The 25,601-nt window shown below is 60.3% G+C and carries 26 protein-coding genes and 1 pseudogene; 8 read left to right on the top strand and 19 right to left on the bottom strand.

The features are described from left to right. Positions 1-4 precede the first annotated feature (4 nt). Positions 5-313 carry a carboxymuconolactone decarboxylase family protein gene (locus IM271_RS19145; RefSeq protein ID WP_047363825.1) on the top strand — a complete coding sequence of 103 codons (309 nt, stop codon included), beginning with the start codon at positions 5-7 and terminating at the stop codon, positions 311-313. Next, complete coding sequence (locus IM271_RS19140; protein WP_193053013.1) at positions 313-693, top strand: tautomerase family protein; 381 nt, start codon at positions 313-315, stop codon at positions 691-693. Before IM271_RS19145 ends, IM271_RS19140 begins: the two co-directional genes overlap by 1 nt. Here IM271_RS19140 and IM271_RS19135 read toward each other — a convergent pair. The 7 genes from IM271_RS19135 to IM271_RS19105 all read right to left on the bottom strand — a co-directional run bounded on the left by IM271_RS19135 (position 684) and on the right by IM271_RS19105 (position 6,291). Beyond that, entirely contained in the window at positions 684-1,748 is a 1,065-nt protein-coding gene (locus IM271_RS19135; protein ID WP_045259544.1) for a DUF2955 domain-containing protein, read from the bottom strand. The genes IM271_RS19140 and IM271_RS19135 overlap by 10 nt on opposite strands. After that, a complete protein-coding gene (locus IM271_RS19130) occupies positions 1,738-2,805 on the bottom strand; it encodes an HlyD family secretion protein (RefSeq protein WP_120787306.1) in 1,068 nt (355 codons plus the stop codon). The genes IM271_RS19135 and IM271_RS19130 overlap by 11 nt, the downstream gene beginning before the upstream one ends. Then, positions 2,802-3,272 carry a MarR family winged helix-turn-helix transcriptional regulator gene (locus IM271_RS19125; RefSeq protein ID WP_028015381.1) on the bottom strand — a complete coding sequence of 157 codons (471 nt, stop codon included), beginning with the start codon at positions 3,270-3,272 and terminating at the stop codon, positions 2,802-2,804. The genes IM271_RS19130 and IM271_RS19125 overlap by 4 nt, the downstream gene beginning before the upstream one ends. Before the next feature lie 149 nt (positions 3,273-3,421). Further along, positions 3,422-4,117: a helix-turn-helix transcriptional regulator gene (locus IM271_RS19120; RefSeq protein ID WP_182033668.1), complete on the bottom strand. Its 696-nt coding sequence runs from the start codon at positions 4,115-4,117 to the stop codon at positions 3,422-3,424. After that, complete coding sequence (locus tag IM271_RS19115; RefSeq protein WP_063942930.1) at positions 4,092-4,487, bottom strand: hypothetical protein; 396 nt, start codon at positions 4,485-4,487, stop codon at positions 4,092-4,094. The genes IM271_RS19120 and IM271_RS19115 overlap by 26 nt, the downstream gene beginning before the upstream one ends. Then, the gene (locus IM271_RS19110) at positions 4,480-4,803 is read right to left on the bottom strand and encodes an antibiotic biosynthesis monooxygenase (RefSeq protein WP_041911331.1); all 324 of its coding nucleotides are present in this window, start codon (positions 4,801-4,803) and stop codon (positions 4,480-4,482) included. Before IM271_RS19110 ends, IM271_RS19115 begins: the two co-directional genes overlap by 8 nt. A 75-nt stretch (positions 4,804-4,878) precedes the next feature. Then, complete coding sequence (locus IM271_RS19105; protein ID WP_193053012.1) at positions 4,879-6,291, bottom strand: aldehyde dehydrogenase family protein; 1,413 nt, start codon at positions 6,289-6,291, stop codon at positions 4,879-4,881. 100 nt (positions 6,292-6,391) lie between these two features. Here IM271_RS19105 and IM271_RS19100 point away from each other — a divergent pair, with 100 nt between their 5' ends. Next, on the top strand, positions 6,392-7,294 hold the full coding sequence (locus tag IM271_RS19100; protein WP_048959780.1) for a LysR family transcriptional regulator: 903 nt from the start codon (positions 6,392-6,394) through the stop codon (positions 7,292-7,294). Here the strand turns inward: IM271_RS19100 and IM271_RS19095 are convergent. Further along, positions 7,281-7,760, bottom strand: a complete 480-nt coding sequence (locus IM271_RS19095; protein ID WP_014882392.1) for a carboxymuconolactone decarboxylase family protein — start codon at positions 7,758-7,760, stop codon at positions 7,281-7,283. The genes IM271_RS19100 and IM271_RS19095 overlap by 14 nt on opposite strands. Positions 7,761-7,861: 101 nt before the next feature. Between IM271_RS19095 and IM271_RS19090 the strand changes: the two genes are divergently transcribed. Continuing rightward, positions 7,862-9,250: a PLP-dependent aminotransferase family protein gene (locus IM271_RS19090; RefSeq protein ID WP_193053011.1), complete on the top strand. Its 1,389-nt coding sequence runs from the start codon at positions 7,862-7,864 to the stop codon at positions 9,248-9,250. Positions 9,251-9,289: 39 nt separating this feature from the next. Here IM271_RS19090 and IM271_RS19085 read toward each other — a convergent pair whose 3' ends face one another. Beyond that, positions 9,290-9,451 (bottom strand): DUF1127 domain-containing protein, encoded by a 162-nt coding sequence (locus tag IM271_RS19085; protein ID WP_063154866.1) that lies wholly within the window; start codon positions 9,449-9,451, stop codon positions 9,290-9,292. 176 nt (positions 9,452-9,627) lie between these two features. Here IM271_RS19085 and IM271_RS19080 point away from each other — a divergent pair, with 176 nt between their 5' ends. After that, complete coding sequence (locus tag IM271_RS19080; protein WP_063154867.1) at positions 9,628-11,043, top strand: PLP-dependent aminotransferase family protein; 1,416 nt, start codon at positions 9,628-9,630, stop codon at positions 11,041-11,043. Positions 11,044-11,122: 79 nt separating this feature from the next. Here IM271_RS19080 and foxA read toward each other — a convergent pair whose 3' ends face one another. The 3 genes from foxA to IM271_RS19065 all read right to left on the bottom strand — a co-directional run bounded on the left by foxA (position 11,123) and on the right by IM271_RS19065 (position 14,678). Next, on the bottom strand, positions 11,123-13,231 hold the full coding sequence (foxA, locus tag IM271_RS19075; RefSeq protein ID WP_193053016.1) for a ferrioxamine B receptor FoxA: 2,109 nt from the start codon (positions 13,229-13,231) through the stop codon (positions 11,123-11,125). 121 nt (positions 13,232-13,352) lie between these two features. Continuing rightward, entirely contained in the window at positions 13,353-14,306 is a 954-nt protein-coding gene (locus tag IM271_RS19070; RefSeq protein ID WP_032644966.1) for an AraC family transcriptional regulator, read from the bottom strand. Between the two features lie 138 nt (positions 14,307-14,444). Then, complete coding sequence (locus IM271_RS19065; RefSeq protein ID WP_028015371.1) at positions 14,445-14,678, bottom strand: DUF2171 domain-containing protein; 234 nt, start codon at positions 14,676-14,678, stop codon at positions 14,445-14,447. A gap of 222 nt (positions 14,679-14,900) precedes the next feature. Here IM271_RS19065 and IM271_RS19060 point away from each other — a divergent pair, with 222 nt between their 5' ends. Then, positions 14,901-15,089 (top strand): hypothetical protein, encoded by a 189-nt coding sequence (locus tag IM271_RS19060; RefSeq protein ID WP_028015370.1) that lies wholly within the window; start codon positions 14,901-14,903, stop codon positions 15,087-15,089. Positions 15,090-15,127: 38 nt separating this feature from the next. Here IM271_RS19060 and IM271_RS19055 read toward each other — a convergent pair whose 3' ends face one another. Together IM271_RS19055 and IM271_RS19050 are read right to left on the bottom strand one after the other, a co-directional pair. Next, positions 15,128-16,249, bottom strand: coding sequence for a cupin domain-containing protein (locus tag IM271_RS19055; protein ID WP_048959773.1), 1,122 nt, complete (start codon positions 16,247-16,249; stop codon positions 15,128-15,130). Positions 16,250-16,384: 135 nt separating this feature from the next. After that, a pseudogene (locus IM271_RS19050) lies at positions 16,385-16,990 on the bottom strand (ATP-dependent Clp protease proteolytic subunit); the annotation flags it as partial. An 85-nt stretch (positions 16,991-17,075) separates the two neighbouring features. On the opposite strand from IM271_RS19050, the gene IM271_RS19045 reads away from it, so the two are divergent. Both IM271_RS19045 and IM271_RS19040 read left to right on the top strand, forming a co-directional pair. Beyond that, the gene (locus tag IM271_RS19045) at positions 17,076-17,462 is read left to right on the top strand and encodes a VOC family protein (RefSeq protein ID WP_045631073.1); all 387 of its coding nucleotides are present in this window, start codon (positions 17,076-17,078) and stop codon (positions 17,460-17,462) included. A gap of 179 nt (positions 17,463-17,641) precedes the next feature. Next, positions 17,642-18,259 carry a response regulator transcription factor gene (locus IM271_RS19040; RefSeq protein WP_045259555.1) on the top strand — a complete coding sequence of 206 codons (618 nt, stop codon included), beginning with the start codon at positions 17,642-17,644 and terminating at the stop codon, positions 18,257-18,259. A 3-nt stretch (positions 18,260-18,262) separates the two neighbouring features. Here IM271_RS19040 and IM271_RS19035 read toward each other — a convergent pair whose 3' ends face one another. The 5 genes from IM271_RS19035 to IM271_RS19015 form a co-directional block, all read right to left on the bottom strand. After that, on the bottom strand, positions 18,263-23,845 hold the full coding sequence (locus tag IM271_RS19035) for an ATP-binding sensor histidine kinase (RefSeq protein ID WP_193053010.1): 5,583 nt from the start codon (positions 23,843-23,845) through the stop codon (positions 18,263-18,265). A 9-nt stretch (positions 23,846-23,854) separates the two neighbouring features. Next, positions 23,855-24,235, bottom strand: a complete 381-nt coding sequence (locus tag IM271_RS19030; RefSeq protein WP_048960182.1) for a response regulator transcription factor — start codon at positions 24,233-24,235, stop codon at positions 23,855-23,857. 23 nt (positions 24,236-24,258) lie between these two features. Continuing rightward, positions 24,259-24,519, bottom strand: coding sequence for a XapX domain-containing protein (locus tag IM271_RS19025; RefSeq protein WP_028015363.1), 261 nt, complete (start codon positions 24,517-24,519; stop codon positions 24,259-24,261). Next, the gene (locus IM271_RS19020) at positions 24,516-24,737 is read right to left on the bottom strand and encodes a DUF1427 family protein (RefSeq protein WP_028015362.1); all 222 of its coding nucleotides are present in this window, start codon (positions 24,735-24,737) and stop codon (positions 24,516-24,518) included. Before IM271_RS19020 ends, IM271_RS19025 begins: the two co-directional genes overlap by 4 nt. Before the next feature lie 61 nt (positions 24,738-24,798). Continuing rightward, positions 24,799-25,485, bottom strand: coding sequence for a hydrolase (locus IM271_RS19015; RefSeq protein ID WP_023331928.1), 687 nt, complete (start codon positions 25,483-25,485; stop codon positions 24,799-24,801). Positions 25,486-25,601: the final 116 nt, after the last annotated feature.

Below are 25,601 nucleotides of genomic sequence, written 5' to 3'. Positions count from 1 at the left end.
AAAAATGAGCACAACACTGAATCGCGACACGCTTGCGCAGGTTTCCCCTAAGCTGGCGGAACTGAGCCAGCAGGTACTTTTTGACGATATCTGGCAGCGTCCGCAGCTAGCCCCGCGGGATCGCAGTCTGATCACGCTTGCCGCGCTGGCAGCCCTGGGGCGCACCGCGCAGCTTCCCTGGCATATCGGCTTCGCCCGGCAAAACGGCGTGACGGACGACGAAATAGCCGAAGCGTTTACCCATCTGGCGTTTTACGCAGGCTGGCCGGCCGCCGTCAGCGCGCTGAGCAGCCTTGCAGAGGAGAAACAATAATGCCGTTTGTTCGTATCATGACGGGTGACCGCTATAACGAGATGCAGCAAAAGCAGATTTCGGACATTCTGCACCAGGCGCTGACGGAAACCTTCGCCGTTCCCGCACAGGACAGGTTCCATTTTTTTGAATGCTTCGCGGCCGGGGATCGATACATTGATCGGCACTATCTCAGCACGGGCAGAACGGAGGGGGCGATACTGTTTAATATCGTTGCTGGTAAACCGAGGAGCACTGAACAGAAATCTGCCCTCTACCACCAGCTGGCTGCGCAACTGAATGAGAAGATGGGCATTGACGGTGGAGACGTGATGGTCGTTATCCAGTTTACGGCCGCTGAGGACTGGAGCTTCAGCGGCGGCAAACGCTATCAGCCCTGAATGACGTAGCGCGTGGCGGCGAAACGGTTCAGGATCAAATGCACCAGAAAGACCATCGTCAGCGTCGCCACCAGCGAAAAGGTCACGGAGGTGATGCGATAGAGATCGCTGAACACCAGGTCGCTGTCCGGGTGCATGTTCTGCCCGAACATAATGCCGATGGTCGTGATGCTGGAAAACCCCACGCCCGCGCCCACTTTCTCCATCACGTGCAGCCGCGCGCCAAACGCAAGGCCGAGGCCAATCAGCGGCATCATCAGCAGCATATGGCTGCTGTGATCGTAGAGGATAAGCTGCACCACCAGAATGTAGAGGCAGCCCAGCACTACCCCGACCACGCGCCAGATGGAGCTCATCACCGCGCCGCGGTAGTGCATAGGGAACAGGATCAGAATTCCTGCCATCAGCGCCGAGAGCGAATCGCTTAAGTCGCTAATCTGAAACACCACGAAAATCATCGTCGCGACGCTGCCGGAGAGCAGCGACTCGTGGCGCACGCGGGCGTCGTCTTTCTCAATCAGCGGCGGCGGCTTGCGTGGCTCCACGTCCGGCAGCAGGTAGTTCATCAGCGCGCTCAGGCACACCGCCATCACGCTCGCTTCGATGTTGGAAAACAGCAGCGTGTGCCAGTTGGTGGTGGGGTAGCTCATAAAGTTGAGCATCACGCTCTGGCACACAACACCCATCGAGCCGAACAGGAACAGCGGCCCTTTGCTCATAAAGCGAAAACGCATCACGTAAAGGGCAAATACCACCAGCGTCATGATGACCGGCCATTGGGAAAGATAGCCGATGATAATCACCATTTCGACGCAGTTCAGCGATGCGCTGAAGATAAACTGCTTCGCCACGTGGCGGTTAAACACTGGCACCAGCGACAGCAGCATGATCGGATAGACCACGAAAAACACGCCGTAGCTGGTGTTGTAGAAGCTCGATATGCTCAGGGCAATCATCCCGGCAAAAACGATGCGCAGGGTCTGGCGAAAGTCGTTTGCCGTGTAGACGATGTTGCCGTGCGGGGTAAAGACCCGCGCCAGCGTATTAATAGACATAGTGAAGCAGGCTCACCAGGTGGATCTGCATTCCGGAGAAGAAGCGCGCAAACGGCCCTTCGCTGTTGTAGAGCTGCACGGTCGCCCGCGCGCCGGTTGGCAGCGGCTTCGGCAGCGGCTCGTCCAGCGTGACGTGAATGCGCATGCGCTGGGCGTCTCGTACCCAGCGGTTAGAGGTCTCCGGCTGGGAGAGCTGGCCGTTAACCGCCTCCTGGCCTGCGAGGATCCCCGCGTCGCTGCTGGCCACGTGGGCGCGGAACACCTGCCCCGGGAAGGCGTCAAACACCACGGCGGCATCGGTGCCCTGACGGGTATGGCGCAGGCTCTTCTCGCGGAAATCGGCCACGATATCGGTCTGGTTGTTTACCAGCGCCAGCGCGGCGGAGCCGGATGAGGCGTAAAAACCGGGGCTTAACTGCAGGTTACTGACCGTGCCGTTCGCCTGGGCGTAGACCTTTGTCCAGCCGAGGTTCAGCTCTGCTTCATCCAGCGCGTTGCGGTATTTTTGCAGCGTCACGTTGCGGTGTTCTTCGCGCTCGCCGCGCTGGATGCGCAGGTTCCGGATGTTGGCCTGAATCGTGCTGACGGACTGCTCGCTGCTCTGCCAGGCGGTGCGGACCTTATCCAGATCCGCCTGCGAGACGTTCTGTAACGTGCTCAGCTTCTGATAGCGTTCGAAGGTCACCTTGTCGTTACGCGCGGTCAGCACCGCGGTTTTCAGGCTGGCCTGCGCGGCGGCGATCTGCGCGTCCAGCTGTTCGTTAGAGAGACGCGCCTGCTCCAGCGCGATTTGCGCCGCTTCCACTTTATTGCGAAACGGCGTGTCGTCGAGCTCAAACAGCAGATCGCCTTTCTTCACCTGGCTGTTGTTGTGGACATGTACCGCCGCCACGTAGCCGGAGACGCGCGGAGAAACCGGCGTCACCACGCGCATGACGGTGGAGTCCGGCGTCAGCGGGATCCAGATATCCGCGACGACAAAATAGATAAACATCAGCAGGAAAGAGGCAATACTCACCCTTACCCAGCGGGCAAATTTTTGTTCAGGGGTCATTATTTTTCGGTCTTGTTGTCTTCTTCGCGGATTGTCCGCAAATTGCAGGCGATTTGATTTAACGTGGCGCTGAAAATCTCGATATGCTCCGGCGCGATGTGTTGCGATACGCGAGCCTGATAGGTCTCAATCACCTGAGTGAGCCTTTTTAAAATGGCTTTTCCCTCAGGCGTCAGCGTCAGAAGCCGGATGCGCTTGTCATAAGGCGATGTGGTGCGCAGCAGGTAACCCTGTTTTTCCAGCTGTGTCAGGGTGCGCATCAGCGGCGGCAGTTCAATACCCTGCACCTCCGCCAGCTCACTCATTGAGACGTTATCCCCGAGCTGATGAAGCTGCATCATCACCGTCCAACTCGACTGGGTTAAGCCGGTATCGAGAATGGCATCATCAATCACCGCACGCCACTGGCGCACGATCATTGCCATCCGCATGCCCATCGGCCTGCGGCTAAACAGCGCTTCTTCACTCATGGGGAAACCTCTCGTCACACGCGGTCAAGATAATAGTTATCAGGGTAAGTATCAAGAAACGCGAGACGAAAGAGCAGGAATTGCGAAAACGATGTCTCCCTCTCCTTGTGGGAAAGGGTCGGGGTGAGGGCACCAGCCCGCAGTGGAGTTTAGCGGCTAAAATGCCTCCTGACGGCACTTTTTCCAGAAGCCGTCACCACCACCTCCCGATACCCCGCCACCCGCTGGATCCACCCTTTGCTTTCCAGATGAATAAGCAGCGCCGCGCCAGCTTCGCCTCCGAGGTGAAACCGCCGCTCGCTCCAGTCCAGACAGGCGCAGCAGGCCTTGCGGCGCGGATGAGCGCTTAACGACACGCCGAGCTTCAGAAACTGCTCCCGGCCATACAGCGTGAGCGCTGAACCGTCTGCCTCCAGCCAGCCTTCCGCCTGCATGAAATCGTAGATCTTTACCGCCACCGTGCCCGCCAGATGATCGTAGCAGGTCCGCGCCTCCCGCATGGCCTTCGGCGCGGTGGTTTCCGGCGGCGCAATGCGGCTCCAGGAGAGCCCCATCATCTGTTCGATCAGCTCCGCCACGTCGTGCCCCGCCAGACGATAGTAGCGGTGCCGCCCCTGAGACAGACAGGTAATCAACTTTCCCTCCACCAGCCGGGCGAGATGCCCGCTGGCGGTCGAGGGGGCGACGTCTGCCGCGGTGCTCAGTTCGGTGGCGGTCCACGCCCGCCCGTCCATCAGCGCGCACAGCATCTTCACGCGCGACGGATCGGCCATTGCCGCCGCCACCGCCGCAATGGCCTGCTCCAGCGCCGCGCCGTTATCAGTCGGTAAGCTTGTCTTTAACATGTGCTGCCCAGGGTTCGGTGATCTCTGCGGCCAGCTTATCATCATCCGTCAACAGAATAAGGTGATTCGCATGGTCGCTGTACTGGGTAAGAACAGACACGCCGCGTGCCGCCAGCGCCGCCGCAATTTCACCCAGCTCCCCGGGGCGCGCCTGCCTGAGTTTTCTGATAACTGGCTTTCGCACCGCCTGCACGGTAAACCCGGCGTCGAGCAGCACGCGTCGCGCTTTTTCACCATCTTCCACCAGGAAATGGGCCTCCATACCGAATACGCCACCGCCTTCCAGCCCCACGCCGTTGCGCCCCAACAGCTGTCCAAAGCGCGCCAGCTCGCCGGGCCCGTCGCGGAAAATCACGTGAACGTCATACATTCGCGCGCCCTCCCGTTTCGGAACTGTACTCCCGCACCAGCTGCGCCACGCGAATACGGTAGAAAGAGAAAATCGACTCCCGCCCTTCGGCCTGCGCCGCCTGATGGAAGACGTTCTGCTTCCAGCGGCGGACGGCCTCTTCATCCCGCCACCAGGAAAGGGAAAGTATTTTGCCGTCGGTCGTCAGGCTCTGGAACCGTTCGATATCGATAAAGCCGTCGATGTCGGCCAGCAAAGGCTTAAGCTCTGCGGCAAGTTGGAGGTAGCGCGCCTGATGGGCAGGCGCGGCTTTGGCTTCGAAAAGGACTGCGATCATGATGGTCTCTCCGCTGTGATGTTGAGGAGAGAATGCAGGATGGAAAAGCACAATGCTTCGGTAAAGAGCGAAGCTTTAGCCCAGAACCGACCTCGGCTCCATAAACGCGCGGATCCCCCACTCGCCCATCTCGCGCCCCACGCCGGAGTGCTTAAACCCGCCAAACGGCGCTTTCGGTTCATGGGCCAGGGTGTTCACCAGCACGCGACCGGAAACAATCTGCTGCGCCACGCGGCGCGCGCGGTCCGCACCGCCCAGCACCACCGCGCTCAGGCCGTAGTCCGTGTCGTTGGCAATGGCAATCGCCTCCGCCTCGTCACGATAGGGAATTACGCACAGCACCGGGCCAAAAATCTCGTCGCGGGCAATCGTCATTTGGTTGTTCACGTCGGCAAACAGCGTCGGGCGCACAAACCAGCCGTCCTGCGTGCCTTCCGGCCGCCCCTCACCGCCCGCCAGCAGGCGCGCCCCCTCTTCGACACCTTTGCGGATATAGCCCTGCACCCGCTGCCACTGCTTTGCGCTGACCATCGGGCCGACGTCCGTTGATTTATCGCGCGGGTCGCCGGAGTTCACCGCCGCCACGGCCTGCGCCAGCGCGGTTTCAATCTCCGCCTTACGCGAGTAAGGCACCAGAATGCGCGTTCCGGCCACGCACGCCTGCCCGCTGTTCATAAACCCGGCCTGAATCACCAGCGGGATCGCCTGCGCCAGATCCACGTCATCCAGCAGGATCGTCGGCGATTTCCCGCCTAACTCCAGCGTCACGCGCTTAAAGCTTTCCGCCGCGTTGCGCAGGATCGCCTTGCCGGTATGCGTCGAACCGGTAAACGAGATTTTTGCCACGTCCGGATGGCGGCTGATTGTGTCACCGACCGTCTCACCCCGCCCGGTGACGATGTTAAACACGCCCGGCGGCAGAGCCGCATCGCGCAGCGCTTCGGTGACAATCTGCGTTTGCAGGGCGCTCATTTCGCTCGGCTTGATCACCGCCGTACAGCCCGCGGCCAGCGCTGCCGCCAGCTTGCCGCAGATAAATCCTGCGTCGCTGTTCCACGGCGTAATCAGCCCGGCCACGCCAAGCGGCGTCATCTGCACAGTGGCTGCGCCCGCAGGGGTGACGAATTCAAACGCCTCCATCGCCTCAATCGCCTGAGCAATCACCTCCGCCGGATAGCTGGCCATCCACGCCGAGCGCGAGGCGGGCGCGCCGTACTCTTCGATGACCGCTTCCAGCAGATCGTCGTGACGAGCGGCCACGGCGGCGTGCATACGTTTTAGCGCGGCAATGCGCTCCTGCTTTGTCGTCTGCGACCACGCGGGGAACGCCGCTTTTGCCGCCGCAACGGCGCGCGCTGCGTCAACCTCATCCGCCAGGCGTACCTGCCCGATGACCTGCGCCGTCGCCGGATTGTATAAATCAAACCGTTCGGTGCCGTGCGGGGTAACAAATTCGCCGTTAATAAAGATCTGTTCGATAGTGTGCATATAAACCTCCTCAGGCTGTGTGAGCACAGTCTGGCACGGCTTCTCCGTTGCGATAATCCACGCTATGCTGCAAGGGTTGTTTCGATTTTCAGGATAATCTATGCATCGTTCAGGTCTGACAGAGCTGGAAGTGGTCATGGCGGTGGTGCGGCGCGGCAGCTTTCGCGGCGCGGCGCAGGAGCTCGGCATGTCCGCCACGGCGGTCAGTAACGCCATCGCCGGGCTGGAGAGCCGCCTGGATACTCGCCTCTTTAACCGCACTACCCGCAGCGTGGCGCTCACCGACGCCGGACAGCGCTACGTGGCGCGCGTTGGCCCGGCGCTGCAGGAGATCCGCCTCGCCAGCGAGGAGATCCACAGCGACACCGGGGAACCCGCCGGCACGCTGCGCCTGAACGTGCCGAACCATATCGGCACCCTGTTTCTGGACCAGCTGCTGATCGACTTTATGATCCGCTACCCGAAGATGCGCGTGGAAACCGTCAGCGAAGCGCGCATGATCGACATCGTCGCGGAAGGCTATGACGCGGGGATCCGCCTTGAGGAGTCCGTGCCGCAGGACATGATAGCCGTGCCGCTGACCGGGGAGATCCGCCAGCTGGTGACCGCCACGCCGGACTATTTTGCCCGTCACGGTACTCCGCAGACGCCGGACGATCTGCTTTCACATCAGGGGATCGGCATGCGCATGGCCCACGGCGGGATCTACCGCTGGGAGCTGGCGCGTCGGGGGGAAACGTACGCCCTTGCCGTACCGCCGCGCTTTGCGACATCCGATCTTTTCGCCTCGATCCGCGCCGTAAAGGCGGGATTAGGGGTAGGATTTTTGCCGGAACTGTATATCCGGGAAGAGCTTGAGCGTGGAGAGCTGGTGAGCGTTTTAAACGACTGGGCGCAGCCCTTTGCCGGGCTGCGCCTGTATTACCCTGGCCATCGCCACGTTCCGCCGGGACTGCGGGCGCTGGTGGCGATGATCCGCGAGCGCGGGATTACTCCAGGTTAGCCTTATTCAGCCCGTAAGCCGCGTCCAGCGAGCCGGGCGCCATGCGGGAGGTGATCCCCAGACGGTTCCAGGCGTTGATTGCCACGATGGCGAAGTTCAGCTCTGAAATCTCCACGTCCGAGAAGTGCTCCGCCACGCTGCGGTACAGCGCGTCGCTCACCCCGTGAACGCCAATCTGGGTCAGCGCTTCGGTGAAGGCCAGCGCGGCTTTCTCGCGGGCGCTGAACAGCGGGGACTCGCGCCAGGCCGCCAGATGGTACAGGCGCAGCTCGCGTTCCCCGGCGATTTTGGCCTCTTTAGAGTGCATATCCAGGCAGAAGGTGCAGCCGTTCAGCTGCGACACGCGAATGTCGATCAGGTGCTTCAGCGCCGGGTCGATGGAGGTTTTTGCCACCTCCATGCTCAGGGCAGACAGCGCGTTGGCGAGGGCAGGTGTAACTTTATGGTGGTTAACGCGAGTGCTCATTGTCTTTCCTCTTTTTGTGCGGCATGTGCCGTGCGATGAGGCAAATCTACGCCGTTCATGACATAGTAAAAAGATACAAAAAGCGTGAAATGAGGTAGGACATGAAGCCGGGCTATCACGACATTTATACCCGCTATCGCGACAACATCACGCGCGGCGTGCTGAAGCCGGGGGATAAGGTACCTGCCATCCGCGTGCTGGCGGAAGAGCTGAAGGTGGCGCGCAAAACCGTCGAAACGGCGTACGCCATTCTGACGGGTGAAGGGTATCTGGTGAGCCAGGGCGCGCGCGGCACGCGGGTCAACCCGGATTTACTGCTGCCGGATAACAATGCCCCTGCGGAACAGCCTACCGGCACGCTTCCGGCCTCGCTTATCAGCCAGCGCGAGCGGGCCGGTTTTCTGCGCCCCGGCATCCCCGCCCTCGACAGCTTCCCGTATAAAAAATGGCTGCTGCTGGCGGGCCAGGCGACGCGCGCCATGCGTCAGGAGGAGATGCTCAATCCGCCCGTCCTGGGCTGGTATCCGCTGCGCCAGGCCATCGCCAGCTATCTCAATATCTCACGCGGCTTGTCCTGCACCGCCGAACAGGTGCTGATCACCAGCGGCTACAGCGGCAGCCTGCGGCTGATCCTCGACACCCTCGCCAGCCGCAGCGACAAGGTGGTGTTTGAAGATCCGGGCTACTTTATGGGCCAGCAGCTGCTGAAGCGGATCGTGCCGCGCCTGCACACGGTGCCGGTCGATCGCTGCGGCATTGATACGGACTACCTGCTTCGTCACCATCGTGACGCGCGTTTTGCCATCGTCACCCCCTCGCACCAGAGCCCGCTGGCGGTGACGCTCTCCCTGCCGCGCAAGCAGCAATTGCTCGACTGGGCCAACCAGAACGAGGCGTGGATCATCGAAGACGATTACGACGGGGAGTTTCACTACACCCGCAAGGTGCTGCCGTCGCTGAAAAGCCTCGACCAGCACGACCGGGTGATCTTTATGGGCACCTTCAGTAAAACCATCATGCCGTCGCTGCGCATGGGCTACGTGGTGATGCCCGCCAGCACCGTCGGAGCCTTTACCGACTGCGCGGATATCACCACCAGCGGCCAGCCGGTGCTGACGCAGAAGATCCTCACCGCGTTTCTCAACGAAGGGCATTTTTTCCGCCATCTCAAGAAGATGCGCGCGCTGTATCAGACCCGCCGCGACTGGATGATTGCCGCCCTGCGCGAGGTGTATGGCGATCTGTTTTTCACCGAGCAAAACGACGGCGGGATGCATATCGTGGCGTTTCTAACCAAAGGGAGCTGTGACCGGGAAATGGCCCGTTGCTGGCAGGAACAGCAGCTGCAGGTCAATGCGCTCTCGGAGTGGTATCGCGGGTCGGGCAAACGCTACGGGCTGGTGATGGGCTATAACAACGTACGGACGTATCAGGAGGCGGTGGAGCTGCTGGAAAGGCCGAAACGGCAGACGCTCGCGCTGTTGAGCTGAAAAACGCCGGGTGGCGGCTGCGCCTTACCCGGCCACGGTTTAAATATCATTGCGGGATAACCCAACGTCCTTGAGCTGCTCGTCGCTCATCTGGCTCAGGATGCGGCGGGTCCGGTTGATGCGGTACCAGTTACGCAGCGTTTTTGCGATCCAGACAAACACAATAAACGGACGTTTTGAACGATTCTCGTAGAATTCCATAATGCTCTCCTCACTGTGCCAGTGGGGTTATCTTCCTACAAATCGACCTGCGCAATACAGATGCAAAAACAACTTTTATTTAACATACAGATCCGCTAAAACGGTATCTGCATGCCGTTTTTTGCGGCAATCTGTACTGGTTTAATAATCTGTATGGTGAAAATAAAGGATACAGCATGACACGCTATCAACACCTGGCCAACCTTCTGGCAGAACGCATTGAACAAGGGCTGTATCGCAGCGGCGAGCGTCTGCCGTCGGTGCGCGCCCTGAGCCAGGAGCACGGCGTGAGCATCAGCACCATACAGCAGGCCTACCAGATCCTCGAAAACCTTCAGCTGATCACCCCTCAGCCGCGCTCCGGCTATTTTGTCTCGCCGCGCAAGGCCCAGCCGCCCGTTCCGGCGATGACGCGCCCGGTGCAGCGCCCGGTGGACGTCACCCAGTGGGATGAGGTGATGATGCTGCTGGATGCCCGCGCCGACAAAGAGATGATCTCCTTTGGCGGCGGCTCGCCGGACATTAACCAGCCGAGCCTGAAGCCCCTGTGGCGCGAGATGAGCCGCCTTGCGCAGCATAACCCGAGCGAGATGCTGAGCTATGACGTCCTCGACGGCCGCCTTGAGCTGCGCGAGCAGATCGCCCGTCTGATGCTGGACGGCGGCTCGACCGTCTCGGCAAGCGACATTGTGATCACCAACGGCTGCCACGGCGCGCTGTCGATCGCCCTGCTCTCGGTGTGCAAACCGGGGGACATCGTGGCGGTGGAGTCGCCATCTTTTCACGGCACCATGCAGATGCTGCGCGGGTTTGACATCAAGGCGATTGAAATTCCCACCGATTCTGAAACCGGGATCAGCATTGAGGCGTTAGAGCTGGCAATGGAGCAGTGGCCGATCAAGGCGGTGATCCTGGTGCCCAACTGCAATAACCCGCTCGGGTTTATCATGCCGGAAGCGCGGAAAAAACAGGTTTTAGCCCTCGCCCAGCGGCACGATATCGTGATTGTGGAGGATGACATTTACGGCGAGCTGGCGGCGGAGTACCCGCGCCCGCGCACCATTCACTCGATGGACATCGATGGCCGCGTGATCCTTTGCAGCTCGTTTACCAAAACCGTGGCGCCGGGCCTGCGCGTCGGCTGGATTGTGCCGGGACGCTATTACGACCGCGTGATGCACATGAAATACGCCGCGGGCGGGTTTAACGTGCCGGGCACCCAGATGGCGGTGGCGGCGTTTATTCGCGACGGCCATTACCATCGCCACGTGCGCCGTATGCGCCAGATTTATCAGCAGAATATGGAAACCTACACCTGCTGGGTGCGGCAGTATTTTCCGGCGGAGATTTGCGTCACGCGCCCGCAGGGGAGCTTCCTGCTGTGGGTTGAACTGCCGGAGAAGGTGGATATGGTGTGCGTCAGCAAGCAGCTGTGTCGGCTGAAGATCCAGGCGGCGGCCGGGTCGCTGTTTTCCGCGTCAGGGAAGTACCGCAACTGCCTGCGGATCAACGTGGCGCTGCCGCCGACGGATAAACATCGCGAGGCGTTGAAGAAGATGGGCGAGGCGATTGTGATTGCGATGGAGGAGTAGTACGTTTTTTAGCGCCGGTGGCGCTACGGAATAGAGTAGGCCGGGTAAGGCGAAGCCGCCACCCGGCAAAATCAACGACTCAGAACTTCCACGAAACGCTGCCCACAATGCTGCGTTCTGCACCGAAGTAGCAGTAAGAGAGCGAGTTACACGCCGCAACGTAGCTTTTGTCCGTCAGATTATTGACGTTCAGCTGCGCGCTCACGCCCGTAAGCCCCACTTTCGACAGGTCATATCCCACGACCATGTCCACCAGCGTGTACGACGGAAGCGTATGGGTGTTCTGGCGATCGCTGGCGATCCCGTTGACATAGCGCACGCCGGAGCCGACGGTCAGGCCGTCCAGCGGGCCGGTTTTGACGTCGTAGCTCAGCCAGGCGCTGGCCATGTTACGCGGGGCATAGACGGCGCGCTTGCCCTCCTCTTCCGGGCTGCTCTTCTTATAGCGAATATCCGTGTAGGTGTACGCCGCCTGCATGCGCAGGCTGTCGGTCAGCTGACCAATCGCCTCCAGCTCAACGCCTTCGGATTCGATTTCACCGATGGAACGGTACGGATCGGTCGGCTCCTCTTTGGTGGCAATGTTCTTCTGGTTGATGCGGAACACCGAGGCGCTGAACTGGCTGTTCATCCCTTCTGGCTCATACTTCACGCCCGCTTCCCACTGCTTGCCCTTCATCGGATCCAGGATATTGCCCTGCTCGTCGGCAAAGCTGGTCGGCGTAAAGGCGGTGGAGTAGCTGACGTACGGCGCAACGCCGTTATCAAACAGATACAGCAGCGCCGCGCGGCTGCTGAAGTTGTTTTTATCCAGATCGCTGCGGGTATGGTTGAAGTTGTCGACGTTCGACACGCTCACCTGGTCGTAACGCCCGCCGAGCGTCAGGCGCCAGCGGTCAACGGACATCTGATCCTGTAGGTAGTAACCGGTCTGGCGAAGCTTATGCTTTTCCCTGCTGTACTGGGTGATGTAGTCCGGCTTCGCACCGTAAACCGGGTGGAAGGCGTCAATCGGCGGGAAGCCGCCATAGTAGCCGGTCACGTTGTTGGTGCGGTCCTGATAGTCCATGCCGATCAGCACGCGGTGGTTCACCGCCCCGGTGTCGAAGCTGCCGTCGACCTGGTTATCCAGGGTGATGGCGTTCATCTTCTCGTCAGAGCCGGAATAGCCGCGGTTCAACTCGGTGTCATTCAGCCAGCCTGCGGCATACACCTGGTTCAGCTCCACTTTGGTGTGCAGGTAGCGCAGCTTCTGGCGCACGGACCAGCCGCTGTCAAACAGGTGCTCAAGGTTATAGCCGACCATGTTTTCCCGACGATCGTACTTGTCGTAATCGTCTTCACCTTCAAAGAACGTGTTGGAGATTTTCTTCCCGCTGTGCGGCACAACCGTGCCCTCATACGGCAGGCCGGAGTGGCTGCCGCCTTCCGGATCGCGGTGCAGGTAGGCCATCAGATCCAGACGGGTGTTATCGGTGATACGCCAGGTCAGACTCGGCATCAGCGCGTAACGCTCTTCCTTCAGCGGATCGAACTGGGAATCGGCATAGCGGGTCATCCCGCTGAGGCGCACCGCCACGCGGTCATTATCATCAACCGGGCCGGTGACGTCGAACATCGCCCCACGCTGGCTACTGTTCCCGGCGAAGAGCTTGATCTCACCGCCCGGATCGAACGACGGCTTACGGGAGGTAAGCGCCACAATCCCGCCCGGCGATGAACGGCCATAGAGCACGGAGGCCGGACCGCGCACGACTTCGATACTGTCCAGGAACCACGGATCAACCACCAGCGAGCTGTGGGAGTTGGTGTCGCCCATCATCTTCAGGCCGTCCAGGTAAACGTTGTCCAGGCTGCCGTCAGAGAAGCCGCGCAGCACCATGTAGTCAAAGCGGTTAGACGCCCCAATCTGGTTGCTGTAGACCCCCGGCGTGTAGCTCACGGCCTGACGCACGCTGGTTGCGCCCTGCTCTTCGAACTGCTCGCGCGTGACGATAGAGACCGACTGCGGAGTTTCAATATCCGGCGTTTCAAGCTTGGTGGCCGCAGACTGCATCTGCGAGGTCACCACCACGGTGTCAGTTTTTTGCGCATCCTGCGCCAGTAAAGGAAAAGCGACGCTACCGGTAACCCATCCCACCAGCAGTGCCAGACGCGATTTAGCAAACATAACCCTCTCCAGAGATATTTCTTATTGTTAATAAGAATTATTACCTTTTTGAGAGTGCAAACGGCTATGCGCGCCGCCAGGTTACATATGCGCGATGCTAAACCGCACGGGATGCGTTCGCGCGATGGGCGAAATTACGTTAGCGGAGTTTGCGCACGTCGCCCGGAGAAATCCCGTAATGACGACGAAACGCGGTGGCGAAGTTGGTGGCATGCTGATACCCGCACATCCAGGCCGCCTGCTGCACGCTGTGGCCTTCCAGAAGATAGCGGCGCGCCAGCGCAAGGCGACAGTCGCGAAGATAATCGAAGAGGGTGCAGCCGTAGCGCTGACGGAACTTGCTGCGCAGGCTGCTTGGGCTCATTGCAGCCAGGGCTGCCAGCTGCGCGAGAGTATGATCCCGTTCAGGAGACTGTTCCAGCATGCTCCGTACGCGTTCCAGGCGCGCATGCTCAGGGCGGCTCGGGCAGGGCTGCTGGCGCTGGTTCAGGCCGTGGCCGAGCAGCTGGTACATCAGCCCCTCCAGCAATAGCTTACGCGCGAGCATGCTTCCCCTCTGCTGCTGCGCATGCTGAATGCCTGACATAACAAACTCGGGAACGTGCCAGACAAACGTGGGTGTATTCAGGTTTTGCCATTCCAGCAGCAGCGACTCAAGCAGGGCTTCACGCCCGGCTTCATGCGGGTACACGCCAAACGAGAGCGTTTTCAGCGCGCTGTCGGCGTCGTGACGCGCACTCATCACCTGTTCCTCACTCAGACGGGCGCTGAACGCCATGCCGGGACGAACGTGATAGTCGATGCCATTGAGCGCGATCGTAACGCACCCTTCCAGAACTACCAGCATATAGAGCGGGCTGCTGTGGCGGGATGTGGTTTCGTAGGGTTGTAATACATGCACGTCGGAGTGGGTCAGCGAAATGCCGGACGAGAGCGTCATCTCTTCCACATTCCCCTGCAACACCGGGCTGCCGCTGACCTGCTCCCCTTTTAACAGCGGGAAACGGTAGTCGATGCCGTAGCGCTCGCCGAATACCTGAAAATCCTCAACAAAAAATATGCGTTTCGCTGATCTATTTTCACTCTGGAGCATAATTCGGGGCCTGCATCGGGAAAAGGACAGGCAAAACAGTACCATCCCTTTGCCATGTCAGCAATCACCGGGCGCAGACACTATTACGCTCCGGACAAAGCCGGAGCGAAGATATATATTTCTTTACGAGAAATATATTTATGCTTCCTGCCACTCAGCAAAAACCTCTTTATGGTTTTTGGTCAGGATAACTTTATTATCTTCGACCTTATCGACCCAGCCGAGAGGAATAAAATGGTGCTTGCCGCCTGATTCAGGGTCACTCTTAGCAAGCTTGATACGCTCGCCGTCTAAATGGTCCACAACCCCGACGTGCGTTCCGCAGCTGGCGACAACCTGAGTGTGATCCTTAATTGCGCTTTTATCTACCATAATCATTCTCCTGTTTCGGTTATTTGCCTGTTGCACGAAAAATAAATGTAGCGCATAAATTCAGGCTTAAAAGGCTTATTAGCATTTTGAAACATCATTGACAGAATGGAATATTATGTCTATTTAACGCCGAAGTGAAAAAAAATAAGAATGAGATGAATTATTTCCGACTGATTATTTCCCGATCATAATTAAATTATCGCAACCAACGAGGAGGTATTTATGACGATTCGCAACAATAATCGGGCAGAAATTTCGCTGGCTCTTGGTGAAGCGGTCCTGGACATCGTGCAAAAAGGCCATGAGTTATCGCGAGAGAATCTCGCCCAGGCGATGAAAATCAAAGCGGAGAAAGAGCGCGACGACGAGCGGCTTTTGAACTACTGGAAGGCGTGTAATATGCTGGTTTGAACGTAGCGGCGTTTAGGCTGACTAAACGCCGCCTCCTGTTACTCGTCGAAGTACCAGTACCCCTGGTTAATCAGCCCGGTGAGTTCGTCAACAAACGCCGGGTTTTTCAGCGCATCGCCCAGCTCGGCCTGGCCGAGTTCGGTGTAGCGGCACAGCGCATCCGCGCCCTTCGCGTCTACCGTCTCCAGCTGTTCACTGTTGATGAAGAAGCTGCCGTTAACGTTCAGCACGCGCAGGCCGCTCAGGCGCGACAGCGTTTCGCCGCCCTGAAGCGCGTCCAGCACCTCGTCTGCCGAATACGGCGGCTCGGCGGCGGCAATATCCAGCTCGTGGCGCGGCGTGGAGACGAAGCTGCCAAACCATTTCGTGAAATCGTCCGGCTTGCTAATCATGTCGATCATCATCTGACGGATACGATCGAGCTCGTACTGCTCCACGCGGCCCGGGTGTTCACGGCAGGTCAGATCCGGATCGCTGTAGTGTTCGCCGCCCAGATCGTTTTCCAGCGCGTAGTCGGCAAAGCTGCTGATCAGATCGCGGCCGTTCGGCCCGCGGAAGCCGACGGAGTAGTTCAGCGCGGTTTCATGGGTGAAGCCGTCATGCGGGAATCCAGGCGGAATATAGAGGATATCGCCCGGCTCAAGATCTTCGTCGATGATCGGCTCAAACGGATCCACGTGCAGCAGCGCCGGATGCGGGCAGAACTGACGCATCGGCAGCTTGTCGCCCACGCGCCAGCGGCGGCTGCCCATCCCCTGAATGATAAACACGTCGTACTGATCGATATGCGGACCCACGCCGCCGCCCGGCACGGAGAAGGAGATCATCAGATCGTCCAGACGCCAGTCCGGCAGGACGCGGAACGGACGCACCAGCTCCGCGGCGGGCATATGCCAGTGGTTCACCGCCTGCGCCAGCAGCGACCAGCCGGTTTCGCCCAGACCGTCAAAGTGCTCAAACGGACCATTGCTGGCCTGCCATTTGCCGTTAGCGTGGCTCACCAGACGGCTATCGACTTCCGGCTCCATCGCCAGGCCTGCCAGCTCGTCCGGGGTAATCGGGTCGACAAAATTCGGGAAGGCATTTTTCAGCACTACGGGTTGTTTTTGCCAGTATTTCTCAAGAAATTCCGGCCAGTTCAGGTTCAATTGATACGCCATGGGTAGCACCAGTGAGAGGGGAAACAGGCGCGATTATAGGCAAGAAGGCAGAGGGGGAACTTGTCATGGGTCAAACGAGCGCGCGTAGGTCGGGTAAGGCGAAGCCGCTACCCGACACGTACACGGCAGTAAAACTTAATCCAGGTTCAGCTCGTCGTAATGGGTAATCAGTTTGCCCACGATGCCGTAGTCCAGCGCTTCTGCCGGAGACATCCAGTAGTTGCGGTCGGTGTCTTTTTTCACTTTTTCCAGCGGCTGGCCGGTGGCGTCAGCGATCAGCTTGTTGACGCGATCCAGCATGCGGATGATCTCGCGCGCTTCGATCTCAATATCCGTCGCCTGACCGCGCACGCCGCCCAGCGGCTGGTGGATCATAAAGCGGGTATTCGGCAGCGAGTAGCGGTGCTCTTTTTTCGCTGCCAGGAAGATGGTGATCCCGGCGCTTGCCACCCAGCCGGTGCCGATAACGTGCACTTCCGGGCGGATGAACTTGATGAAGTCATGGATGGTGTCACCCGCTTCCACGTGGCCGCCCTGGCTGTTGATGTACAGCTTGATCGGATCGTTGCTGACGCTTTGCAGCAGGATCATCTGGGTAATGACTTTCTGCGCCAGCTCCTGGTTGATCTCGCCGGAGATGACAATCGAACGGGACTCCAGCAGTTTTTGCTGCAGAGCGCCCGCGCCGCTTGACCCTTCCGCTTTGTCCTTGTCGCTTTCTTTCAGTGTGTAGTGCATTGTTGTTTCCTCAGCTTGTCGCGCTCAAAACCAGAGTGTAGCCTGTTTTATCGGTGAAAGTCCTCACAGACAAATAACGAGGGATCTTATGAATATTGCACATGTCGCACTCTGGACCCGCAGCCTTGAGGCCCAGGTTCAGTTCTGGGAAACAGTGTTTAATGGCCGCAGTAATGAACGCTACGTCAGCAAAAACCGTCCGGGGTTTGAATCCCATTTTATTACCCTGGATGACGGGCCGACCCTCGAGCTGATGACGCTGCCGGACCTGCCCGACGCCCCGTCGCACCCGGAGTTTATCGGCTGGGCGCATATCGCCATTAACGTCGGCAGCAAGGCAAAAGTGGACAGCATGGCCGAGCGGGCGCAGGCAAACGGCACGCTGCTCAGCGCCCCGCGCATGACCGGGGACGGCTTTTATGAAGCGGTAATCGCGGACCCGGACGGCAACCGCATCGAGCTTGTCGGTGCATAAAAACAGCGTTTCATTCCTTCACCACCCCCGCCCCGGCTCGCTATACTTCATATGGTTATCATATTGTTAAATGATAATGATATTTAATGTGTTAAGATGAAAGTCAGCATAAACAGTCTCTTACGCCACCGTTGAGACTGTTTGCATCCTCGACATTTAAATCAGCACCGGGGCGGTGAATGGAACACATTGTGTATGTGGTTGATGACGATGACGCGGTCAGGCAGTCCGTAATCGGGCTGCTGGAATCGGCAGACTTAAACGCCATCGGCTTTTCATCAGCAGAAACGTTTCTTCAACACCGGTTTGAGGATCTGCCGTCGTGCGTGATCCTCGACATGCAGATGCCCGCCATCTCTGGCTTCGAGGTGGCGGACGCGCTCAAAGACAGCGGGCGCGAGATCCCGATTATTTTTCTCACCGGCCACGGCACTATCCCGATGTCAGTGCGCGCCATCAAAGGCGGCGCGTACGAATTTCTCACCAAGCCCGTTGAATCCGCCGCGCTGATCGACGCCATTGAGTCCGCGCTGCAGCTGGCGGAAAACAACGCCGTGCGCAATAAAGAGCACTACGCCCTGAAGCAGCGCCATTTGTCCCTCACGCCGCGCGAGCACGAGGTGCTTGAGCTTGCCATCACCGGCAAGCTCAACAAGCAGATTGCCGCCGAGCTGGGCGTCAGCGAGATCACGGTGAAGGTGCACCGCCGCCGCGTGATGGAGAAAATGCAGGTGCGCTCCGTGGCCGAGCTGGTCAGGGCCGTTGAGCGCCTGACCAAAAGCCAGCCCGCGGAGTAACGTTTACCCTTCCTGCGCGGCCAGCGGCAGCGCGAAGGTAAACACCGTGCCGTGCGGCTCCCGGCGGCGCGCGCTCAGCTTTCCGCAGTGGCGCTCGATGATGCTGGCGCTGATGGTCAGCCCCATCCCCATCCCCTGCGGCTTGGTGGAGTAGAACGAGTCAAAAATCTGCTCCAGCCGTTCGGGCTCAATGCCGCTCCCGGTATCGGCGATCTCAACGATCACTTTCCCTTCCGCGTTGGCGGTGCTGAGGATGATGGTGCTGGCGCGATCCCTCACCTCGGCCATCGCTTCTACCGCATTCATCACCAGATTCAGCAGCACCTGCTGGATCTGCACGCTGTCGCCGGTGATAAAGCTGTCGCTGGCGTTCAACAGATAATCAACGCTAATGTGTCTCTGCTCCAGCTCGCTGCGCGAAAGCGTGATGATATGGTGGATCAGGTAGTGCATATCGATGCGCGAGAAGGTGGGATCCTGCTTGCGCGTCAGGGACTGGATGCTGCGAATGATCTCCCCCGCACGCGCGCCTTCCGCGGCGATCTCCTCCAGCCCTTCGCGCACTTTATCCAGGCGGGCGGGCTCGCGGCTGAGCCAGCGCAGGCTCGCCCCGGCATTCGAGACGATCGACATCAGCGGCTGGTTGATCTCGTGAGCGATGGAGGAGGTCAGCTGCCCGACGGTGGTGGCGCGGGAAACGCGCGCCAGATCCGCCTGCGCCACCCGCATGGCATCCTCCGCGGCGCGCTGGCTGGTGATATCGGTAATGATGCCGTAGTACTCGTTCACCTCGCTGCCCACCCCCACCGGATCGCCAATTCCGAGGATGTAGCGCGTTGAGCCGTCGGTGCGCTTTATACGAAACTCCGCACGCATGGAGAGCCCGTCGCGCACGCTCTGGGTGACGATGGCGCTGATGCGGGCGTAATCGTCCTCGTGGACGAAGGTTAAAAACTCCGCCATGGAGATCATCTTTTGCTGGTCGGGCAGGCCGAGAATGCGGGCGTACTCTTCCGAGACAAACATCAGATCCTGCTCCAGCTCCCAGCGCCAGCTGCCGGTGTGGCTGATCTGCTCGCCCAGCATCAGCGAGGTCTGGCTGGCGCGCAGCTCTTTTTCCACCCGGCGGCGCTGAATGTTCTCCGCCAGCAGCTCGGCGTAGAGCCGCGCCGTCTCCAGGGATACCGCTGCCTGCGCGCCCAGCAGGCTGACCACGCGCGAGTGCTCGGCGGTGAAGACCTCCGGCATCAGGCGGTTTTCCAGGTAGAGCACGCCCACCAGCCGCGCCTGTTTGAACATCGGGACGCACATCACCGCCGCCCCCGAGGTCACCAGATAAGGGTCCTGGCTGAAGGGATGAAACTCCTCCGGCTTGCCGGTACGGATCTCCTGCCCGGTGCGGATCACCGCAGCCAGCACCGACAGCGGCATGTCGGTCGCCATCGGCACGTCTTTCAGGATCCGCACCCGCACGCCGTCGGTGCTGGTCCAGGCGCTGGCCTCGATCTCCGGGATCAGGTTATCGCTCACGCGAAGCAGCAGGCCGCGCTGCGCCCCGGCGCGTTCGAGCAGGATGGTCATCAGGTTTTCAATCAGGCGCTCAAGATTGATCTCTTCCGACAGCGCGCGGGAAGCCTTGATCACGCTCTGCAGATCGCGGATCGTCTCGTTCTGGGCAAACGCCACCGTGTCGTAGGCGCTGGCCTGCCCGGAGGCCAGCAGGTGCGGGAAATCCTGCTCCAGCTGGCGCACCTTGGCCTGCGCGCCCGCGCGGCCCCAGGCGGCAATCGAGCCGCGGAAGTGCGCGTCTGATGCGGTTGGGTAGCCGCAGGCCAGCGCAAAGCGGCCCGCCAGCTCGTGGGCCAGGGCGTTAATCGGGTTAAAGCCACCCTCGCGGGAGAGCCGGACCGCCTTCTCATACTGCTCAAGCGCAATGCTGTTCATCCCGTCCAGACGGACAATTTCGGCGTAGATCAGCGCCTCTTTATCCGCGAACGTGCCGGGATTAATGCGCGCCCAGAGGGCGATTTTGTCGTAGTGAGCGTGAATGCTGCGGCGGTGATTCGCCGAAAACGTCTCCGGCGTCAGCTGACGTGAGAGCGCCAGCGCGCTGTAGAGATGGTAATCCAGCAGATGGATGTGCCCCGGCGCAGACCACGCGTACCAGCCCGCCATCTCAAGATCCGCCTGCGCGTCGGCATACTCGCCGCAGGTAAAGTGCGCCATTCCACGGTAGAGCCAGTACCAGAACAGCATGGTGGAGGTCTGCTCCGGGGCCTGCTCCGGCGACGCGGGAAGCAGCGCCTCGGGCAGCGCCTGCGACGCGGTCCAGGTGCCAATCGTCGGCGTGCGCAAAAACTCCACGAAGGTGCGCTGGAGCATCAATATGGTCTCCACGTCCTGGAAGTGGGTTTTACGTACAAACGCCAGGCCGCGATCGATGCTGGTCAACACTCCGTCCAGGTGATCGCCCCGTGAGAGGAAGTTAATGACCTGATGGCAGGCCGCAAAGCAGGCCATCGTCATATCGCCGTGGGTAACGGCGGCGGTGAAGCAGGCTTTTGCGCACTCGATGGTGAATGACAGAGGCTGGGTCCAGACGCTGAGCTGGTCGAGGGGCAGCAGGGTTTTGGCTTCGAACGCGTCGTAGCCGTGGCGGTTCACCAGCTCGCGGGCCAGGGTGCCGTACTGGAACCCGAGGCGGTACTCGGCGTAGCGCTGGCCAATCAGCACGCCAAACCAGGCCATCGCCGTGGTGGAGGCGCCAGTGATGCCGTGGTCGAGGGTCAGGTGCATCATGCGGCAGAGCAGCAAAAAATGCAGGCGCGGGCAGATGAAGCTGGCGCAAATGCTGGCGCTGTAGAGCAGGTTCATCACCGCTTCGGTTTCCGGGTTATCCATTCGCGACAGCTGGGCAAAAAGGCTTTGCGGCGCGTCGGCCGTGCGGTTGCAGAAGCGTTCCCAGGCCTCGTCGCAGTCGGCATCTTCCGGGTGGCGGCCAATCTGAATACCAAAAATCCCCAGCCAGCAGAGCGCCGCCTCCAGCGCCAGACGGCTGTCCGACTGGCGAATGTACACTTCCACCAGCAGGTTGGCCGCCAGCGCCTTTTCGGTCAGCCCGCCGGGGCAGCCGAGGATGGCGTCACACAGCTCGCGGGTGCGCTCCAGGTGCCCCAGCGCAAACTCGCAGCCCGCCTCTTCGATATCAAGCATAAAGTCCGACACCGTCCCGGCGTTGCCCAGCGCTCTGGCGGTCTGGATATAGCTGAGGGCCGAAAGATAATCCCCCGAGCGTTTCGCGCGTCGCGCGGCCAGCAGGCTCAGCTCGCGGAACATCTGGCGCTGCGGCGCGGGCTGGATGCAGTCCAGCGCGGCCGTGACGTGGTGAACGGCGCGGAACAGCAGTTCGTTCCCCGCGGCCTGACGCGCGGCGTCGGCCAGCAGGCTGGCGGTGGTCAGGTGAAGATGGCTTTTCTCATGCTGATCCAGCATCGCAAAGGCCGCCTCCTGCACCCGGTCGTGGGTAAAGGCGTACTCTTTTTCCGTCAGCACAATGAGCTGGGCCATCACCGCCGGATGCAGCGCATAGCGCATTTCCGCCATCGACATGCTGACCACCCGGCAGATCATCTCCATCTCGCCCGTGCCGCCGAGGCAGGCGAGGCTGCCCAGCAGGCGGCGCGTCTCGTCGGGCAGCTCTTCGAGTTGCTCCAGCACCAGGGTAACGACGTTTTCGGTGTAGTGCCGGGCGCGGATCGCCTGCAGATCGTAGTGCCACTTATCCTGATATTTGTTGTGCACCACCAGCCCGTCATCCACGATGCGGCGGAAAAACTCGTGCACAAAGAGCGGGTTGCCCCCGGTTTTCTCGTGGATCAGCGTGGCGAGGTCGGTCGTCGCCGCGCTGCGGGCACGAAATATCGTCGCCAGCCAGCGCGCCACCGCCTTCACGGACAGCGCCTGCGGGACAATTTCAGTCGCGTTTTGCGCCGCCTCCGGCAGGCTCGCCAGCTGCTGTTGCAGCGTTGGTTCAGACAACGAACCGATATCGCGGTGGGCGACCACCAGCAGCAGCGGGATAGCGCCGCAGGTCACCAGCAGATGTTTCAGCGTATGCAGGCTGGCCGCGTCGCTCCACTGGAGATCGTCGAGCACCAGCACCAGCGGGCAGCCCTGAGAAGCAAAGGTTTTAACCAGCGCCAGCACCATATGGCTGAAGCGCGCCCGGGCATCAATGGAAAAGGTATCCGCCGAGTAGCGCGGCTTGCTCTCAAGGAGTAGCCCCAGCTCGGGCACCAGGCTGACGGCCAGCGCTTCGTATCCCTCCAGGGCGCGGGACAGGCGGATTTTCCACTTCGCCACCTCTTCCGCGGGCAGCCCCAGCAGGTGCAGCGTCAGGGTGCGGAACGCGGAGCTTAATACGCCGTAGGGCAAAGACGGCGAGAACTGATCGACTTTCCCCACCGCCAGCAATACCTGACGCTGCTGCAGCGTTTTGAGCGCCGTCGCGATGATCGACGATTTGCCAATCCCCGACGGCCCGCCGATCGTCACCAGCTCCGGCACCAGGTTCTGCCCCACCCGCTCAAACGCGGCAATGACGTCATTCGCCTGCGGATGCGTCGCGAACAGGGAGTCCGCCAGATGGATCGCGGGAGTGCGGTCCTGCTGGCCGGGGGTAAAGGCGACGATCTCGCCCTCGCAGGTCAGCGTCGCCTGGCAGCGGCGGAGGTCGGCAATCAGCCCGTCGACCGTCTGGTAGCGGTTATCGGGGTGCTTCTCCAGCAGCTTGAGGATGATGGTCGACAGCATCCCCGGCACGTCCGGGCGAATCACGTCCGGGGCCAGCGGCTCCGAGGCAATATGGTAGTGCGCCCAGTTGGTTTGATCGTCCTCCCCCAACTCAAACGGCAGGCGACCGGTCAGGAGTTCATACAGCACCATGCCGAGGCTGTAGAGATCGCTGCGGCCGTCAACGGGACGCCGGGTGCGGGTGGTGTGCTCCGGCGACATATACGCGGGCGTACCGCCTGAAACAGCAAGCCGGGTCTGGGAGAAGGCACCGGAGAGGCTACAGGAGAGGCCAAAGCTGCCCAGACGGCAGGTGGCATCGTGATGAACAAAAATCGCGCCGGGCTTGATATCGCCGTGGATCAGGTTTTGCAGGTGCATCTGGCGCAGGGGAACGCAGATCTGGATCGCCATCTCAATAAAGCGCGAGATCCCCGAGATCGCCCTGCCCGCGCGCCGCGCCAGCAGCTCAAACGCAAACGGCGCATACACCAGCGCGAAACGTCCCCGGTACTGGGTAGAGGCAACGGCGCGGATGGCCCAGCTGTCCTGCAGCACGTCACGCAGCGCAAATTCGTTTTTCAGCAGCCGCGTGGCCCGCTCTTCCTCTTCGTCGCTCGCCGCGGTGGCAATGATGAACGAGCCGCCTGAATGGGGATGGCGCGCGTGCATCCAGGCGATACCGCCCTCCTGCGCCAGCACGGTAAAAATCACATCCTCTTTAAGGACAAAAACCCGCCCCTGGTGAAGATTCCCCTGGGCGGGCCAGAATGCAGGCTGCTCGTGTTCGTTCATCCGCGATCCTTATCGTCGGCGGGCCAGCTCCCGCTGTATATGATCCAGCAGAATATCGATGTTAATGGGTTTACGCAAAAATGCAGCGGCGCCCAGGCTAAGAGCGTACCGCTGCATATTTTCATCAGCATGACCGGAGATAAAGATCACGGGCGGCGGGGGAACGGCCAGCAGCCGCAGCTTTTCAAACAGCTCCAGGCCGCTCATGCCCCGCAGCTTGATATCGGCGATCACCAGCGCCGCGCCGGACAGGGCGAGCGGATGGCTCAGAAACACCTCTGCCGAATCAAACGTATCGGCGGCATACCCTTCCGACTCCAGGAGATTACTCAGCCCGCTGCGGACGGAACGTTCGTCATCAATGATGGCAATGCGCCACGGCAGCGTCATGCTGTCTTTCCTCAAAAAAATCATTAAACGTCGCGATCGTCCTTCGCGGGCGCGGGGGGCGCCGTGCCGCTGATTTTCGGCACGCATTCGTGACGAAACCAGGCGAGGGTAAACGGTTCGCGACTCAGTAAACGCCGTCCCACCGGGATGAGCTGTTCACCCACCAGCATGCCAAACAGGCCAAGCAGGGCGACAACCGGCGGTGCCGGGGAATGAACGTCGAGCAGGGCGTAAATTACCCCAGCAACCACGCCGCACACCAGCGAAATTATCCATGCTCTCATGACGTTGCTCCCGTCTGCGATTTCACCTGCGGAACCGTTACCTGAGGAGGCGGCGCGCCGTCGCGGGATAACAGATGGCGCGTCGCCTGTTCACCCGCCAGCATCCCCAGCAGGCCAATCAGCGCCAGCGCGGGCGGCGCGGGGGAGCGCACCTTCAGCACGGCATACATCAGGCCAATCAACACGCCTGCGGCAAGGGATATCAGCCCAGTACTCATTGTGAACTCCAGAGAAAGAGGCAGCGGCGAGCCGGATGAGGGACCAGCCCGCCAGCGGAACTTAGCGAGCCGGGACCGGCGCTAAGGTGCGGTGCTCGCTCTTCTGGCGAGACGGCGCTTTGTGCACCATGGTGTAGGCGTAATCCACGCCCATGCCGTACGCGCCGGAGTGTTCGCGAACGATATCCATCACCGCGGTGTAGGTCTCTTTACGCGCCCAGTCGCGCTGCCACTCCAGCATCACCTGCTGCCAGGTCACCGGGATCACGCCTGCCTGGATCATGCGCTGCATCGCGAAGTCGTGGGCTTCTTTGGAGGTGCCGCCGGACGCGTCCGCCACCATATAAATTTCGTAGTCGCCTTCCAGCATCGCGCACAGGGCAAAGCTGTTGTTGCACACTTCGGTCCACAGGCCGGCAACCACCACCTTCTTCTTGCCGTTAGCCTTCAGCGCGTCGCGCACCTTCTGGTCGTCCCAGGAGTTCATGGAGGTACGCTCCAGAATGTCCTGGCCCGGGAACACGTCCAGCAGCTCCGGATAGGTATTGCCGGAGAAGCTTTCGGTCTCGACGGTGGTGATGATGGTCGGGATGTTGAACACCTTAGCCGCTTTTGCCAGCGCCACGGTGTTGTTTTTCAGCACCTGGCGGTCAATCGACTGCACGCCAAACGCCATCTGTGGCTGGTGATCGATAAAGATGATCTGACAGTTCGCAGGGGTTAACACTTCGAGCTTTGAAGAGGTCATAGCATTTTCCAGTGGTTAAGGGTAGAAATCGCCGCGAGCGCCGCGACGATAAAGTCACCCTCATCCTGCGGTTTTCCGTCGCCGCGCGTAATTATCTCTTCGTATAGTTAACCTTA

It is taken from the genome of Enterobacter cloacae complex sp. I3, from assembly GCF_014896175.1.
Taxonomy (GTDB): domain Bacteria; phylum Pseudomonadota; class Gammaproteobacteria; order Enterobacterales; family Enterobacteriaceae; genus Enterobacter; species Enterobacter bugandensis.
This window is presented reverse-complemented; position numbering and strand designations above follow the sequence as displayed.

Bases quoted from the DNA above. Each gene is read 5' to 3' on its own strand.
- IM271_RS19145 (WP_047363825.1), top strand. From the start codon at position 5: ATGAGCACAACACTGAATCGCGACACGCTTGCGCAGGTTTCCCCTAAG.
- IM271_RS19140 (WP_193053013.1), top strand. From the start codon at position 313: ATGCCGTTTGTTCGTATCATGACGGGTGACCGCTATAACGAGATGCAG.
- IM271_RS19135 (WP_045259544.1), bottom strand. From the start codon at position 1,748: ATGTCTATTAATACGCTGGCGCGGGTCTTTACCCCGCACGGCAACATC.
- IM271_RS19125 (WP_028015381.1), bottom strand. From the start codon at position 3,272: ATGAGTGAAGAAGCGCTGTTTAGCCGCAGGCCGATGGGCATGCGGATG.
- IM271_RS19120 (WP_182033668.1), bottom strand. From the start codon at position 4,117: ATGTTAAAGACAAGCTTACCGACTGATAACGGCGCGGCGCTGGAGCAG.
- IM271_RS19115 (WP_063942930.1), bottom strand. From the start codon at position 4,487: ATGTATGACGTTCACGTGATTTTCCGCGACGGGCCCGGCGAGCTGGCG.
- IM271_RS19110 (WP_041911331.1), bottom strand. From the start codon at position 4,803: ATGATCGCAGTCCTTTTCGAAGCCAAAGCCGCGCCTGCCCATCAGGCG.
- IM271_RS19105 (WP_193053012.1), bottom strand. From the start codon at position 6,291: ATGCACACTATCGAACAGATCTTTATTAACGGCGAATTTGTTACCCCG.
- IM271_RS19100 (WP_048959780.1), top strand. From the start codon at position 6,392: ATGCATCGTTCAGGTCTGACAGAGCTGGAAGTGGTCATGGCGGTGGTG.
- IM271_RS19095 (WP_014882392.1), bottom strand. From the start codon at position 7,760: ATGAGCACTCGCGTTAACCACCATAAAGTTACACCTGCCCTCGCCAAC.
- IM271_RS19090 (WP_193053011.1), top strand. From the start codon at position 7,862: ATGAAGCCGGGCTATCACGACATTTATACCCGCTATCGCGACAACATC.
- IM271_RS19085 (WP_063154866.1), bottom strand. From the start codon at position 9,451: ATGGAATTCTACGAGAATCGTTCAAAACGTCCGTTTATTGTGTTTGTC.
- IM271_RS19080 (WP_063154867.1), top strand. From the start codon at position 9,628: ATGACACGCTATCAACACCTGGCCAACCTTCTGGCAGAACGCATTGAA.
- IM271_RS19070 (WP_032644966.1), bottom strand. From the start codon at position 14,306: ATGCTCCAGAGTGAAAATAGATCAGCGAAACGCATATTTTTTGTTGAG.
- IM271_RS19065 (WP_028015371.1), bottom strand. From the start codon at position 14,678: ATGGTAGATAAAAGCGCAATTAAGGATCACACTCAGGTTGTCGCCAGC.
- IM271_RS19060 (WP_028015370.1), top strand. From the start codon at position 14,901: ATGACGATTCGCAACAATAATCGGGCAGAAATTTCGCTGGCTCTTGGT.
- IM271_RS19055 (WP_048959773.1), bottom strand. From the start codon at position 16,249: ATGGCGTATCAATTGAACCTGAACTGGCCGGAATTTCTTGAGAAATAC.
- IM271_RS19045 (WP_045631073.1), top strand. From the start codon at position 17,076: ATGAATATTGCACATGTCGCACTCTGGACCCGCAGCCTTGAGGCCCAG.
- IM271_RS19040 (WP_045259555.1), top strand. From the start codon at position 17,642: ATGGAACACATTGTGTATGTGGTTGATGACGATGACGCGGTCAGGCAG.
- IM271_RS19035 (WP_193053010.1), bottom strand. From the start codon at position 23,845: ATGAACGAACACGAGCAGCCTGCATTCTGGCCCGCCCAGGGGAATCTT.
- IM271_RS19030 (WP_048960182.1), bottom strand. From the start codon at position 24,235: ATGACGCTGCCGTGGCGCATTGCCATCATTGATGACGAACGTTCCGTC.
- IM271_RS19025 (WP_028015363.1), bottom strand. From the start codon at position 24,519: ATGAGAGCATGGATAATTTCGCTGGTGTGCGGCGTGGTTGCTGGGGTA.
- IM271_RS19020 (WP_028015362.1), bottom strand. From the start codon at position 24,737: ATGAGTACTGGGCTGATATCCCTTGCCGCAGGCGTGTTGATTGGCCTG.
- IM271_RS19015 (WP_023331928.1), bottom strand. From the start codon at position 25,485: ATGACCTCTTCAAAGCTCGAAGTGTTAACCCCTGCGAACTGTCAGATC.